Annotated in this window: 10 protein-coding genes; 4 read left to right on the top strand and 6 right to left on the bottom strand. The window is 65.6% G+C overall.

The window, feature by feature from the left end:
- Positions 1-21: 21 nt before the first annotated feature.
- On the bottom strand, positions 22-873 hold the full coding sequence (locus EJ105_RS06360) for an RNA methyltransferase (RefSeq protein WP_250165678.1): 852 nt from the start codon (positions 871-873) through the stop codon (positions 22-24).
- A gap of 265 nt (positions 874-1,138) precedes the next feature.
- On the opposite strand from EJ105_RS06360, the gene EJ105_RS06355 reads away from it, so the two are divergent.
- Positions 1,139-2,353 (top strand): NADP-dependent isocitrate dehydrogenase, encoded by a 1,215-nt coding sequence (locus EJ105_RS06355; RefSeq protein ID WP_029558814.1) that lies wholly within the window; start codon positions 1,139-1,141, stop codon positions 2,351-2,353.
- 90 nt (positions 2,354-2,443) lie between these two features.
- On the opposite strand, the gene EJ105_RS06350 is transcribed toward EJ105_RS06355, so the two are convergent.
- From EJ105_RS06350 to EJ105_RS06330, 5 genes are all read right to left on the bottom strand, one after another.
- Complete coding sequence (locus EJ105_RS06350) at positions 2,444-3,607, bottom strand: cyclic nucleotide-gated ion channel (RefSeq protein WP_081837746.1); 1,164 nt, start codon at positions 3,605-3,607, stop codon at positions 2,444-2,446.
- A 7-nt stretch (positions 3,608-3,614) separates the two neighbouring features.
- Positions 3,615-5,357 (bottom strand): cation:proton antiporter domain-containing protein, encoded by a 1,743-nt coding sequence (locus tag EJ105_RS06345; protein ID WP_250165677.1) that lies wholly within the window; start codon positions 5,355-5,357, stop codon positions 3,615-3,617.
- A 185-nt stretch (positions 5,358-5,542) separates the two neighbouring features.
- Positions 5,543-8,194, bottom strand: coding sequence for an alanine--tRNA ligase (alaS, locus tag EJ105_RS06340; protein ID WP_250165676.1), 2,652 nt, complete (start codon positions 8,192-8,194; stop codon positions 5,543-5,545).
- 264 nt (positions 8,195-8,458) lie between these two features.
- Positions 8,459-9,544, bottom strand: coding sequence for a recombinase RecA (gene recA, locus EJ105_RS06335; RefSeq protein WP_029558818.1), 1,086 nt, complete (start codon positions 9,542-9,544; stop codon positions 8,459-8,461).
- Positions 9,545-9,896: 352 nt separating this feature from the next.
- Positions 9,897-10,334, bottom strand: a complete 438-nt coding sequence (locus EJ105_RS06330) for a helix-turn-helix domain-containing protein (RefSeq protein WP_250165675.1) — start codon at positions 10,332-10,334, stop codon at positions 9,897-9,899.
- On the opposite strand from EJ105_RS06330, the gene EJ105_RS06325 reads away from it, so the two are divergent.
- Genes EJ105_RS06325 through EJ105_RS06315 form a run of 3 tightly spaced genes read left to right on the top strand, consistent with a single transcriptional unit; the run spans position 10,334 to position 13,292 of the window.
- Entirely contained in the window at positions 10,334-10,534 is a 201-nt protein-coding gene (locus EJ105_RS06325) for a DNA-binding protein (protein WP_250165674.1), read from the top strand. The genes EJ105_RS06330 and EJ105_RS06325 overlap by 1 nt on opposite strands.
- 2 nt (positions 10,535-10,536) lie before the next feature.
- On the top strand, positions 10,537-12,540 hold the full coding sequence (locus EJ105_RS06320) for a hypothetical protein (protein ID WP_250165673.1): 2,004 nt from the start codon (positions 10,537-10,539) through the stop codon (positions 12,538-12,540).
- Positions 12,537-13,292, top strand: a complete 756-nt coding sequence (locus EJ105_RS06315) for an AAA family ATPase (protein ID WP_250165672.1) — start codon at positions 12,537-12,539, stop codon at positions 13,290-13,292. The genes EJ105_RS06320 and EJ105_RS06315 overlap by 4 nt, the downstream gene beginning before the upstream one ends.
- Position 13,293 lies beyond the last annotated feature (1 nt).

Below are 13,293 nucleotides of genomic sequence, written 5' to 3'. Positions count from 1 at the left end.
GTGTCTGTGCTTAAGCGGGGCTCAGTCGGCCTCGCCGCTCCCCGTGGTCCCGCTCCCGGCCTTGCGGGCGGCGGCGCGGGCGTTGTTCTCGGCCTTGCGCGCCTCGCGCCCTTCCCTGCCCTCCTCCAGTGCCGTCACCGCGCCATGCAGGGTGGCGAGATCCTGCCGGGTGAGACCTAGCCGGTGGAAGATGTTGCGCAGGTTGCGGATGGTGGAGGGCGCCTTCTCCGGCGAGCGGAAGAAGCCGGAGGTCTGGAGCGCTGTCTCCAGATGGTCGAAGAAGGCGAAGAGATCGCCCTTGTCGGCCAGCGGCGAGCGATCCGGCGGAGCGAACGGCAGGGCGCCGCCGCTTTCCGCCTTGGACCATTCATATCCCGCCACGGCCACGCAGGTGGCGAGGTTCAGGGAGGCGAAGGCCGGGTTCACCGGAAGGGTGAGGATGGCATCACACAAAGATACCTCCTCCGTGTAGAGGCCGGTGCGCTCGCGGCCGAACACCAGCGCCACCTCCTCGCCGGCGGCCATGCGGCTGCGGGCCTCGGCCACGGCTTCATCTGCTCCGAGCACCCGCTTCGCCATGCCACGCTCGCGGGCGGTGGTGGCGAAGGCGAACTTCACGTCATGCAGCGCCGCGCGCAGGTCCGGGAAGAGCTGCGCCTCGTCGAGGATGCGGTCGGCTCCGGCGGCGAAGGTGCGCGCCCGGTCGTTCGGCCAGCCCTGGCGCGGGTTCACGATGCGCAGGCGCGACAGGCCGAAATTGCCCATGGCGCGCGCCGCCGAGCCGATGTTGTCCCCAAGTTGCGGCTCCACCAGGATGATGAGCGGCCCCCCCGCCGTCCATGGCTTGGTGCTGTCGGTACCCGAACCCGGCATGTGGTCTCCTTGTCCGCGCCTTGGTCGCATACGGCGCCCGGACGTGTCGATACCCGGACGAAAGACGGGCCAGGAGATGCCGATGGCCCGACCGCCAGAGCGGGCGGGCGTGGGAAACGATCTCACGGCATTAGCCGGGTTTCCGTCTTGCGCCGCACTGCACCGGTGCTATAGCGGCCCGTGCCGGAGGCCGGTGGCGCCGCAACGCCGCCATCGCCTCCCCCGATTTACCAAGGCTCATTGAGCAGTCGCGAAAGGCCGTCCCATGGCGAAGATCAAGGTGGCAAATCCGGTCGTCGAGCTCGACGGCGACGAGATGACCCGGATCATCTGGCAGTACATCAAGGACAAGCTGATCCACCCCTATCTCGACCTCGACCTCGAGTATTACGACCTTTCCGTCGAGAACCGCGACGCCACCAACGATCAGGTCACGATCGCCGCCGCCGAGGCCATCAAGAAGCACGGCGTGGGCGTGAAGTGCGCCACCATCACGCCGGACGAGGCCCGCGTGAAGGAATTCAACCTCAAGGAAATGTGGAAGTCGCCCAACGGCACCATCCGCAACATCCTCGGCGGCGTGATCTTCCGCGAGCCCATCATCTGCAAGAACGTGCCGCGCCTGGTGCCGGGCTGGACCCAGCCCATCGTCGTCGGCCGTCACGCCTTCGGCGACCAGTATCGCGCCACCGACTTCAAGGTGCCCGGCAAGGGCAAGCTGACCATCTCCTTCGTGGGCGAGGACGGCACGAAGATCGAGAAGGAAGTCTACAGCTTCCCCGGCGCCGGCGTGGCCATGGCCATGTACAACCTGGATGAGTCGATCCGCGAGTTCGCCCGCGCCTCGCTCAACTACGGCCTGCTGCGCAACTATCCCGTCTACCTCTCCACCAAGAACACGATCCTCAAGGCCTATGACGGCCGCTTCAAGGATATCTTCCAGGAAGTCTACGAGGCCGAGTTCAAGGCGGAGTTCGAGAAGCGCGGCCTCACCTACGAGCACCGCCTCATCGACGACATGGTGGCCTCGGCCCTCAAGTGGTCCGGCGGCTATGTGTGGGCCTGCAAGAACTATGACGGCGACGTGCAGTCCGACATCGTGGCCCAGGGCTTCGGCTCGCTCGGCCTGATGACCTCCGTGCTGATGACGCCCGATGGCAAGACGGTGGAGGCGGAAGCCGCCCACGGCACCGTCACCCGCCACTATCGCGAGCACCAGAAGGGCAAGGAGACCTCCACCAACTCCATCGCCTCCATCTTCGCCTGGACCCGCGGCCTTGCCCATCGCGCCAAGCTCGACGGCAACGAGGACCTCGCCAAGTTCGCCGCGACGCTGGAGAAGGTGTGCGTGGACACGGTCGAGGCCGGCGACATGACCAAGGACCTCGCGCTCCTCGTCGGCGCCGACCAGAAGTGGCTCTCCACCACCGGCTTCCTCGACAAGGTGTCGGAGAACCTCACCAAGGCCATGGCGGCCTGAGGCAGACGATATTTGGCGGCAGCCCAGGCTGCCGCCGCAATCCCGAAGGGGTCGCCACGCGCGGCCCCTTTTCTTTTTAGCGGGAAGGCGTCAGGCGGCGGGGGCGTCGGTCTCGGGCTTCACGTCCGGATGCAGTTCCGAGAGCCGGCCGATCACGTCAGGATGGCGCAAGGCGAGCATGTACAGCTCGTTCTCCTCGATGGAGAGGATCTTGGTCTTCGCCACTGCCCGCACCGTCGCCGGATCGGGCTTCGTGTGACCGGGCAGGAGCCCGAACACCTCGCCCGGCCCCAGCGAACGGATACCATCGGGACTCTCCATCTCCACCCTGCCCTCCAGCACCACAAACAGGTGCGCCGCCTCCTCGCCACGCCGCACCACGTGGTGGCCGCGGTCGTAGCTGCGGGAATGCAGAACGGGCAGGATGTCGCCCAGCACGGGCGCATCGAGATCGGAAAAGGGCGGCAGCCGCGCGATCATGGAGAAGGTGACGACGAAATTGTGCTTCGAGATCACCTCGGCAAAGGAGCCGGCGATGATGGCGATGGGCAGCGCCAGCATCATCAGGCCGGAGATCATGGTGAGGCCGCCGATGACGCGGCCGAGATTGGTCACCGGCACCACGTCGCCATACCCCACCGTGGTGAGGGTGGTGATGGACCACCACATGGCGAGCGGGATGGACCCGAACTTGTCCGGCTGCACATTCCGCTCGGTCAGGTACATGGCGGTCGCCGACATGAGCACGCCCGAGCACAGGATGATGAGGCAGGAGAGCAGCGCGTAGCGCTCGCGTCGGATGGCGAGATAGAGCGCATTGAAGCCGGAGGAATAGCGCGCCAGCTTTAGGAAGCGCACGAGGCGCAGCACCAGCAGGGCGTGGGGATCGAAATCGGTGGCCAGCGCCACGAACCACGGCAGGATGGCGATGAGGTCGATCAGCGCCGGCACGGTCAGCATGTAGCTGAGCCGCGCGCGCGTATTCGACATGCCACGCCGGAGCGGGTGCTCCGGTGCCACCCACAGCCGGAACCCGTATTCCACCGTGAAGATCAGCAGCCCGCAGAACTCGCCGACCCTGAACCACCACGCATCGCGAATTTCCAGGGATTGCACGGTCGCCAGCACCGCGCCCGTCACCGACAGCAGCACCGTTCCGATCAGGAAATAGTGGACGAAATCCGCTGTCCGGTCGCCGGGAAGGTCTCGCTCCAGGATGTCGAACACACGCCGCCGGGCCGATTGCTCCTTCATCTCGTCCTCAAATCCCCTGCCCGCCTGTGCTTCGCGCGCGACCGAGCGCTGTCTCGATGCGGGCCCGGGCGCGCTCGGTGCGCGCCACCACCACCTCGTCCGGCAGACCGAGCTGCGTCAAGAGGCGGGCGGCGAGTTGCAGGCTTGCTTCCTGCGCCTCCGGTATCACGCCCGCCACCCCGAGCGCCGAGAGCCGGTGGGCATGCTCGGTATCCTTGGCACGGGCGATGATGGCGGCCGACGGCCAGTGCTGGCGCACGGCGCTCGCCATGCGTTCGGCCGCATTGGGCGCATCGAGTGTCACCACGAACACGGTCGCGCGCTCGGCGCCCAGACGCGCCAGCATCTCCGCGCGCCCGGCATCGCCGAAATAGACCGGCAGGCCGGCACCCCGCGCCTCGGCCACCCGGCGGGGATCGTTGTCGAGCGCCACATAGGCGACGCCCTCTTCCTCCAGCGCGTCCGCCACCATGCGGCCCACCCGCCCGAAGCCACCAATGACCACGTGGCCCTCGGCGCTGCTCTGCGCAGGCGCGGCGAGGTTGTCGTTGAGGCGGGCATCCAGCGTCCGCCCAAGCCGCCGGCCCAGCCGCGCGAGGAACGGCGTTGCCGCGAGGCTGAGGCCGACCATGGCGATAAGGACGCCGGCATCGGCCCTCGGCAGCGCCCCGTTCGCCGCCAGGAGCGCCAGCACCACGAGGGCGAATTCCCCCGTCTGCGCCAGCAGCACGGCCGCCTCCGCCGCCGCCGGTGGCGCGACTTTCATCAGGCGGCCGGCGGCATAGGTGAAGACGATCTTCACGGCGAGGATGCAGGCGACACCGCCCAGCACCCAGCCGAGCCGTGGCAGCACCACGGCGAAATCGATGCTCATGCCCACGGTGACGAAGAACACGCCGATGAGCAGGCCCTTGAACGGCTCGAGATCCACCTCAATCTGGTGCCGGTAGGCCGTCTCCGACAGCAGCATCCCGGCGAGGAAGGCCCCGAGCGCGCTGGACAGGCCCGCCCGATGGGTGATCGCGGCCGAACCCACCACCACCACCAGCGTGATCGCCATGATGAGATCGCGCGACCGGGTGGAAGCCGCCGCCGCGACCAGAGGCGCCAGCACGAAGCGCCCTGCCACCAGAATCAGCGCGACGGCGCCCACCGCCTTGACGAGCGCAAGGGCGGCCAGCGTCAGCACGTCCGGCGCATTGCCGGTGAGAAGCTCGGCCGCCAGGAGGATGGGCACCACCATCAGGTCCTGAAACAGCAGCACGGCGATGACGAGCTGGCCGAGCGGGGCAAGGGCGCGATGCTGATCGATGAGCAGCTGGCTCACGACCGCCGTGGACGACAAAGCGAGCGCCGAGCCCAGCACCAGCGCCACACCCGGCGGGTATCCGATGAGCACCGCACCCAGCGCCAGCGGGACACCGCAAAACACCACCTGCAGGCAGCCGACGCCGAACACCTCCCGCCGCAGCGCCCACAGGCGTGCGGTGGAGAATTCAAGCCCCAGCAGAAACAGCAGGAAGACGATGCCCAGTTCGCCGAACGGCGCCGCCCGTTCGGGACTGGAAATGGTGACGAAGCGCACAAGCGGCAGCGTATCGGCGAGGCGCCCGAGCCCGTGGGGACCCAAGAGCGCACCCACCGCGATGAAGCCCACCACGGCACCGATACGGGCGCGGTGGAAGAGCGGCACCAGCACCCCGGCGGCGAGGAGATAGACGAACGCATCCTTGAGGAAGCTGTCGTTCAATGCCCCGCCACTCCGCTACCGTTCGCCCGCGCCCCTTCCCTGTGTGGCAAGAATGACTGACGCTGCGCAAGAGGCCTGGATCAAATCAGCCCCCAATACGTCAGAGAATGGTCTCGGAACCCAGCTAGTCGGCGGTCCTGTCCTTTGACACCGCGCTGCGGCGGGGCGGCGAACCGCCCGGCCGTTCAGCCCGCGAGGGCCGCCTCGATGGCGGAGAGGGCCGCGTCCGCCTTGTCGCCGTCGGGTCCGCCGGCCTGGGCCATGTCGGGCCGGCCACCGCCGCCCTTGCCGCCCAGCGCCTCCGCACCCCGCCGCACCAGCGCAACGGCATCCACGCGGGCGGTGAGGTCGGCGGTGACGCCCACCACGATGCCGGCCTTGCCATCGGACGTGACGCCGACGATGGCCACCACGCCCGAGCCGATCTGCTTCTTGCCCTCGTCCACGAGGCCCTTGAGATCCTTGATCTCGATGCCTTCCACCTGCCGCGCCAGGAGCTTGATGTCGCCGACCGTGCGCACGGCGTCGGCCGCGCCCTGGTTGCCACCCATGGCGAGCTTCTTGCGGGTCTCGGCCAGCTCGCGCTCCAGCTTGCGCCGCTCCTCCACCAGCGCGGCGACACGCGCCTCGACCTCCGCCACCGGCGCCTTGAGCGCGGAGGCGGTGGCGATGAGCGCGGCGTTGGCGCCGTTGAGATGCTTGCGGGCCGAGCGGGCGGTGAGCGCCTCGATGCGGCGGACGCCGGACGCCACCGCGCCCTCAGAGACCACCGAGATGAGGCCGATGTCGCCGGTGCGCTTCACATGGGTGCCGCCGCACAGCTCCACCGAATAGGGCGCGCCGTTGCCGTCGTCGGTGCCCATGGAGACGACGCGCACCTCATCGCCATACTTCTCGCCGAACAGCGCGCGGGCGCCGGACTTGATGGCGTCGTCCACCGCGAGGATGCGGGTCTCCACCGGCTCGTTGCGCAGCACGAAGCGGTTGGCGATCTCCTCCACTTCCGCCACCTCGGCCTCGCTGAGGGGCTTGGGGTGGGAGAAATCGAAGCGCAGGCGGTCGGGAGCGACCAGCGATCCCTTCTGCGCCACATGCTCGCCGAGCACCCGGCGGAGCGCCTCGTGCAGGAGATGGGTGGCGGAATGGTTGGCGCGCACCGCGGCACGGCGGTCGTGATTGACCTCCAGCACGAGGACGGTGCCGGGCTTGAGCGTGCCGCTCTCGACCTTCACATCGTGCAGGAACAGGTCGCCCAGCTTCTTCTGGGTGGCTCGGACCTCCACCACGATACCGCCCTCGCCGGTCATGCGGCCGGTGTCGCCCACCTGGCCGCCGGATTCGGCATAGAAGGGGGTCTGGTTGAGCACCACGAGGCCGGTCTCGCCGGCATTGAGGGCCGCAACCTCGGCGCCGTCACGCACGAGCGCGGTGACAACGCCTTCGGCCTTCTCGGTGTCGTAGCCGAGGAAGTCGGTGGCGCCCACCTTGTCGCGAACAGAAAACCACAGCGTGTCGGTCGCTGCCTCGCCGGAGCCGGCCCAATTGGCACGGGCTTCCGCCTTCTGGCGGGCCATGGCGGCGTCGAACGCGTCGGTGTCGACGCTGATGCCGCGGGCGCGCAGCGCGTCCTGGGTCAGATCGAGCGGGAAGCCGTAGGTGTCGTAGAGCTTGAACGCCACCTCACCCGGGAAGCTCGCGCCGGAGACGAGGCCCTGGCTCTCTTCCTCGAGGATGGAGAGCCCGCGCTCCAGCGTGCGGCGGAAGCGCGTCTCCTCCAGCAGCAGCGTCTCTTCCGCCAGCGGCTCGGCGCGCACGATCTCGGGATAGGCCCGGCCCATCTCGCGCACCAGGATGGGCACGAGGCGGTGCATCAGCGGGTCCTTGGCGCCGAGCAGCTGCGCGTGGCGCATGGCGCGGCGCATGATGCGGCGCAGGACGTAGCCGCGCCCCTCGTTGGAGGGCAGCACGCCGTCGGCGGTGAGGAAGACAGACGCGCGCAGGTGATCGGCGATCACCCGGTGGCTGGCCTTCTGCGGCCCTTCGGGATCGACGCCGGTGAATTCCGCGACCTCGGCGATGAGGGCGCGCATGAGGTCGGTCTCGTAATTGTCATGCGTGCCCTGCAGCACGGCCGAGATGCGCTCGAGGCCCATGCCGGTGTCGATGGACGGCCGCGGCAGGCCGACGCGCTCGCCGCCCGGCAGCTGCTCGTACTGCATGAACACGAGATTCCAGATCTCGATGAAGCGGTCGCCGTCCTGGTCCGCCGAGCCGGGCGGGCCACCGAAAATGTGCGGGCCGTGGTCGAAGAAGATTTCCGAGCAGGGGCCGCACGGGCCAGTGTCGCCCATGGACCAGAAATTGTCCGAGGACGCGATGCGGATGATGCGGTCGTCGGACAGGCCGGCGATCTTCTTCCACAGGCCGTAGGCTTCCTCGTCCTCGCTGTAGACGGTGACGAGCAGGCGGTCCTTCGGCAAATCGAAGGTGCGGGTCACGAGGTTCCAGGCGAGCTCGATCGCGCGATCCTTGAAATAGTCGCCGAACGAGAAATTGCCGAGCATCTCGAAGAAGGTGTGGTGCCGCGCCGTGTAGCCCACATTGTCGAGGTCGTTGTGCTTGCCGCCGGCCCTGACGCACTTCTGCGACGTCGCCGCCCGCGAATAGGGCCGCTTCTCGACGCCGGTGAAGACGTTCTTGAACTGCACCATGCCCGCATTGGTGAACATGAGCGTGGGGTCGTTATGCGGCACGAGGGGCGACGAGGCGACGGCCTCGTGGCCCTCCTTGACGAAGTAGTCGATGAAGCTCGACCGGATCTCGTTGACGCCGCTCATGTGCCGGCACTGTCCCTCGGAGGCCGGGCCTTGCGGCGGCCGGCTCTGGTGATCGCTGCGCGCGCCAGCGCCTCGGGCCGAGCTTGGGGCCATCCCTCGGGTGTCGCGCGGTTCCCTCGACCGACGCGGCCGGCGGAACCGGGTTCGTTTAACGATGGGCCCGCCGCTTGTCCAGAAACGCGAGGGCGCAAGACGAAACGGGCGGAGACCATCCGGCCCCCGCCCGCACCGAAATCCGTCAAGGCGACGTCCGCGCCCGGCGCATCAGGCGTCAGCGGCGGACCCTTCGGCGTCCTCCTCCGGATCGCCGGCGAGGATCTTCTCGGCGATGAGGCCGGCATTCTGGCGGATAGCGGCCTCGATGCGCCCGGCGATCTCCTGGTTCTGCTTCAGGAAGGTCTTGGCGTTCTCGCGACCCTGTCCCAGGCGCTGGCTGTCGTGGGAGAACCAGGCCCCGGACTTCTCCACCACGCCAGCCTTGACGCCGAGATCGAGCAACTCGCCCGTCTTGGAGACGCCCTCGCCATACATGATGTCGAACTCGACCTGCTTGAACGGCGGCGCCAGCTTGTTCTTCACCACCTTCACGCGGGTCTGGTTGCCCACCACCTCGTCGCGTTCCTTGATGGCGCCGATGCGGCGGATGTCGAGGCGGATCGAGGCATAGAACTTCAGCGCGTTGCCACCCGTGGTGGTCTCCGGCGAGCCGTACATCACGCCGATCTTCATCCGGATCTGGTTGATGAAGATGACCATGGTGTTGGACTTGGAGATGGAGGCCGTGAGCTTGCGCAGCGCCTGGCTCATGAGGCGGGCCTGAAGGCCCGGCTGGTTGTCGCCCATCTCGCCGTCGAGTTCGGCCCGGGGGGTGAGGGCCGCCACCGAATCGACCACCAGCACGTCGACCGCGCCGGAGCGCACCAGCGTGTCGGCGATCTCCAGCGCCTGCTCGCCGGCGTCGGGCTGGGAGATAAGCAGGTCGTCGAGGTTCACGCCCAGCTTGCGGGCATAGATCGGGTCCAGCGCGTGCTCGGCGTCGATGAAGGCGCAGGTGCCCCCGCGCTTCTGCGATTCGGCGATCGTGTGAAGCGCAAGCGTGGTCTTGCCCGAGGATTCGGGCCCGTAGATCTCCACGACGCGTCCCTTGGGCAGGCCGCCGATGCCCAGTGCGATGTCGAGCCCCAGCGAACCGGTGGGAATGCTCTCAATCTCAAGGGCTTTCCCGCCCTTGCCGAGCCGCATGATGGAGCCCTTGCCGAAATGCCGCTCGATCTGCGAGAGCGCGGCATCCAGCGCCTTGGTCTTGTCCATGGAAGAACCTTCGACGAGTCGGAGTGTCGCCTGAGTCATCGCCGCGCTCCGGTGCGGGTGCAAGGGGAATTAAGAACGTTATGCTTGTACCCTTTTTGTTCTCCGTTCGCAATATGTTCTCTTTTGTCCCCGACGTGTGGTGGAAGCGCTGGGGGCGAAAACGCTCTTTGTCGTTCTTGCGGTTCCAGCTCCCCGCCACTCTCTGTCGATCTTTTCCCCGCAAAGCGTTGCAAACGCATCAAAGTTGGGGTTCCCAAATCAGCAACGGCGGACCAACGGGATCAAAGATCGACAACCAAATGCGGAGCATTATGATTTTGCTCAGCTTTTTGGGGACCCGTTTGTCAAACTGTGACGACGGCTGAATAGATTGGTAACCCAATTGGTAACCCTACATCGGGTCTTTCCGCTGCTTTTTCAGCCGCTCCATACCCAGCCGTACCTTGCGAAAGAACTCCGCCTGCTGCTCCGCTTCAGCCTCCTCGACGACCAAAAGGTTATCTAGATGGTTATCGAGCGAAACACCAAGTATCGCATATACGAAATCGACTACTCCGCGATAGTGAAGCACTAGTAGATTTTCATACGGTATCTTATTGCGCCTTCGCCAAGTCGATATAGTCGTTTTCGATACACCCAGCACGCGCGCCAAATCGGTGTCCGTCTTTAGAGACAGACGCTCAACTACGCGATTCAGAACCACATCCGCTGTCACCCCATGGCTGGCGAGCTCGTGGGCGACGTCAGGCGATCCGATATCATTATCTGTTGACAAATCGCGCACCATAAGTTGGCATAATGCGAACACAAATTCGCAGGCTTTAGCCAATGAGAAGCACGTTGGAACAGCGCAAGGCAAGATTTGAGGCGGAGGGGATATCGGTCAGAGAATGGGCACGCGACCGCGGCTTTTCACCTCGGACCGTCTATGCGGTGCTCAACGGCCAGTTGAAAGCAAAGAGAGGGGTGTCACATCGCATCGCTGTGGCACTCGGGATAAAGCCTGAACTTCGATCCAGCGACGCATGATTATGGCTTGGCTGGATACCTGTGACTTGGCAGCCATTGCCGGCATCTCGCGCCAAAAAGCTCATCGAGCTTTGCAACGTGTCCATCGCGATCCGGTATCCTTGTGGCGCGGTGCCACCCTAGTGGTTCGCACGGTTCGGGGGCGGGGCGGTCGCTCAGGCCTCTGCTACGAGGTTCTCGTCTCCTCCCTGCCGCCTGACCTTCAAGAGCGGCTGAGAGTGCTCTCAGGGGCCTATGAGAGACCTCTTTCCGACCTCTCCACGGCACGGGACGAACGCAACTGGTGGAGCATCGTGCTCGCGCCCGCCGCCGCCCAGCCCAAGTTCTCCCGCGAGCGCGGTGCTGCGGTCGCCGATATCATTGGCCGCACGCACGTGGATTGGCAGGGACGGCCATTCCAGCCATCCCGCAAGACGGTCGAACGGAAATTGGCGGCCTATGAGCTGCATGGGGCGGCCGGCCTCTGCCCTCAGGCCCGGCGCGACAAAAACACCCGCCGCGTCGTCATATCCAAGCCGTGGGACACGGCAGCACCGTTAGATCTGCCACAGAAAGAGCGGATCGCCCACGAACTGCGCCAGCACATCCGAGGGCTCTATAAAGACGGCGCCTCAGCCAAGATCATCGGCGCCCTCGCCAGCGACAAGCTGCGCGTCCTCTCCGCCCTGGCGGGATGGGACCGGCCGCCCGCCGCCGCCCTCGCGGTCCCACGCCGCTTCATTGAAGCGGAAGCCACCTTCCGAAAAGTCGCGATCTTCAACAAAGACCGCAAAGCCCATGAGGACGCGCGGCCGCGCGTGCGGCGCACCCGCGACGGCCTTGCCCCGATGGATACCGTCTTCGGAGACGTGCATCACCTCGATATCGTCATGCGACGCGAAGATGGCACCGAGGCTTGGCCTAAGGCCATCGCGTGGCAAGATTCCGCGACAAACCGAGTGCGCTTCGACCTCGTGCTTCTCGAAAAGGGGAAAAACGTCCGCAACGCGGACCTGATTCGCAGCTTCGTTGCGATGACGCAGGATCCAGCATGGGGCGTCCCACGCGGGCTCTATTTTGATAATGGAAAAGAATACCTCTGGGCCGACTTCATGGACGACGCCATGAAGCTGGTTGAGCGAGTGATGGTCATCGGTGGAGATGATTCATCCCACGTTACGAGGGCCCGTCCCTACAACGCTCAGGCAAAGCCCATCGAGGGGCTCTTCGGTGTTTTGGAGCAACGGTATTTCCGAACCATCCAAGGATGGGTTGGCGGGGACCGGATGAACAAGACGACGGCCAAGGTAGGCCGGCCTACCGAGCCATTCTCCGGCACGCTGGACGATCTACGCGCGATCATCGCGGGATCTCTGGCGGTTTACGAAAGCCTGCCCCAGAAAGGTGCGCTGAAGGGGCGGTCGCCCCGCGCGGCCTACAATGAGGCCCTCGCCGGAGGCTGGCAGAGAATCGACGTGGATGCCCGCCAGCTCCACACCGTCTTTGCCACCACCCAGAACCGAGAGGTTCGACAGGGCTGCATCTCATTCGGCGGCCAACGGTGGACCTGCGACGAACTCACCACCTACCTGTCAGCGCGCGTTTCGATCCTGGTTCCGAAATTCGAGTCGCCCTCGATCCTGCCGCTCCTGGACGAAAAGGGTAACGTCTTCGGCTTCGCTCATCCGGAGCGGGATTATGCTCTTTTGGACCGTGCCGGCGCACGCGAATCCTCGCGCCGAGACCGCTTGCATAAGAGCGCCATTCGTCAGCTCGATCAGATCGCGCCGGACGTGGACACAACTGCCGAGGTGATGCGCCTTGCGGCGACACTGCCGCCGGCCGCTCCGGCTCCGATCGCCGCCACCCTGTCTATTTCCACCACCGCCGCCGAGATCGCCCAAGGCCTCGCCGAGCTACCGGAAGAGAGGCAAGCACGCATTCACTCGCAAAAGGAACGCGAACACAGGGAGCGGACGGCCCAGTTGGAGGCGGCGCACAAGAGGATCATGGGAGGCCGAGCATGAAGTTCTTCGTCGAAACGTCCGTAGCCCAGCGTGTGAGCCGGACGATCGACCTCGCGCGCCGGATGGAAACGAACGCGGCCATCATCGGCGTGCCGGGGGTCGGCAAGACGGTCGCGCTCAATGCCTACAAGGAAAGCCATCCGCTGACGGCGATGTTCACAATCACGCCCATCCTCGCGGGGTCGCTGCGGTCATTGTTGGAAGAGATGTGCCTGCAGGTCGGGCTCTACGGCGGCGGCAGCATCTCAGATCTTGAGCACCGGCTGCTCAAGTTCAACGTGCCACTCTGGAGCAGTCAAGACAGTGAAATGCCGCCATCGAGCCCCCACATCGTAATTCTCGATGAAGCTCAAAATCTTCCGCTCAAATCGTTGCGTCAGCTTCTGCATATGAGCGTCGAGGATGGCGGCAATATCTCCTTCGTTTTCTGCGGAAACAACGAAGTTCTGAAACGAGTTAACACCGATCACGGGGCATTCGCCCAAATCAGTCGCCGCGTCACTTTCCGAGAGCCGATCGAATCCATTCTTGAGGATGACGCAGACCTTCTCGCCAGCGCCTTCGGGACGGAGGGCATGGATGCCTACCGCCTTTTGAGGGCCATAGGCGCCAAATTCCATGCCGATGGCGTTGTGCGCGTCCTCAAAATGGCTCGTCAGCTTGGAGCCGAAAAGGTCATTCGCGCATCCCACATACTCGACGCTATCGAAATTCTTCCGCAGTTCCGTTCTGCAATCCGGCAATACGCCTAAA

It is taken from the genome of Xanthobacter aminoxidans (genome assembly GCF_023571765.1).
Classification (GTDB): Bacteria; Pseudomonadota; Alphaproteobacteria; order Rhizobiales; family Xanthobacteraceae; genus Xanthobacter; species Xanthobacter aminoxidans.
This window is presented reverse-complemented; position numbering and strand designations above follow the sequence as displayed.

What these genes read in the sequence shown, in the direction of transcription:
- EJ105_RS06360 (WP_250165678.1), bottom strand. Translation starts at nt 873, where the DNA reads ATGCCGGGTTCGGGTACCGACAGCACCAAGCCATGGACGGCGGGGGGG.
- EJ105_RS06355 (WP_029558814.1), top strand. Translation starts at nt 1,139, where the DNA reads ATGGCGAAGATCAAGGTGGCAAATCCGGTCGTCGAGCTCGACGGCGAC.
- EJ105_RS06350 (WP_081837746.1), bottom strand. Translation starts at nt 3,607, where the DNA reads ATGAAGGAGCAATCGGCCCGGCGGCGTGTGTTCGACATCCTGGAGCGA.
- alaS (WP_250165676.1), bottom strand. Translation starts at nt 8,194, where the DNA reads ATGAGCGGCGTCAACGAGATCCGGTCGAGCTTCATCGACTACTTCGTC.
- recA (WP_029558818.1), bottom strand. Translation starts at nt 9,544, where the DNA reads ATGACTCAGGCGACACTCCGACTCGTCGAAGGTTCTTCCATGGACAAG.
- EJ105_RS06325 (WP_250165674.1), top strand. Translation starts at nt 10,334, where the DNA reads ATGAGAAGCACGTTGGAACAGCGCAAGGCAAGATTTGAGGCGGAGGGG.
- EJ105_RS06320 (WP_250165673.1), top strand. Translation starts at nt 10,537, where the DNA reads ATGGCTTGGCTGGATACCTGTGACTTGGCAGCCATTGCCGGCATCTCG.
- EJ105_RS06315 (WP_250165672.1), top strand. Translation starts at nt 12,537, where the DNA reads ATGAAGTTCTTCGTCGAAACGTCCGTAGCCCAGCGTGTGAGCCGGACG.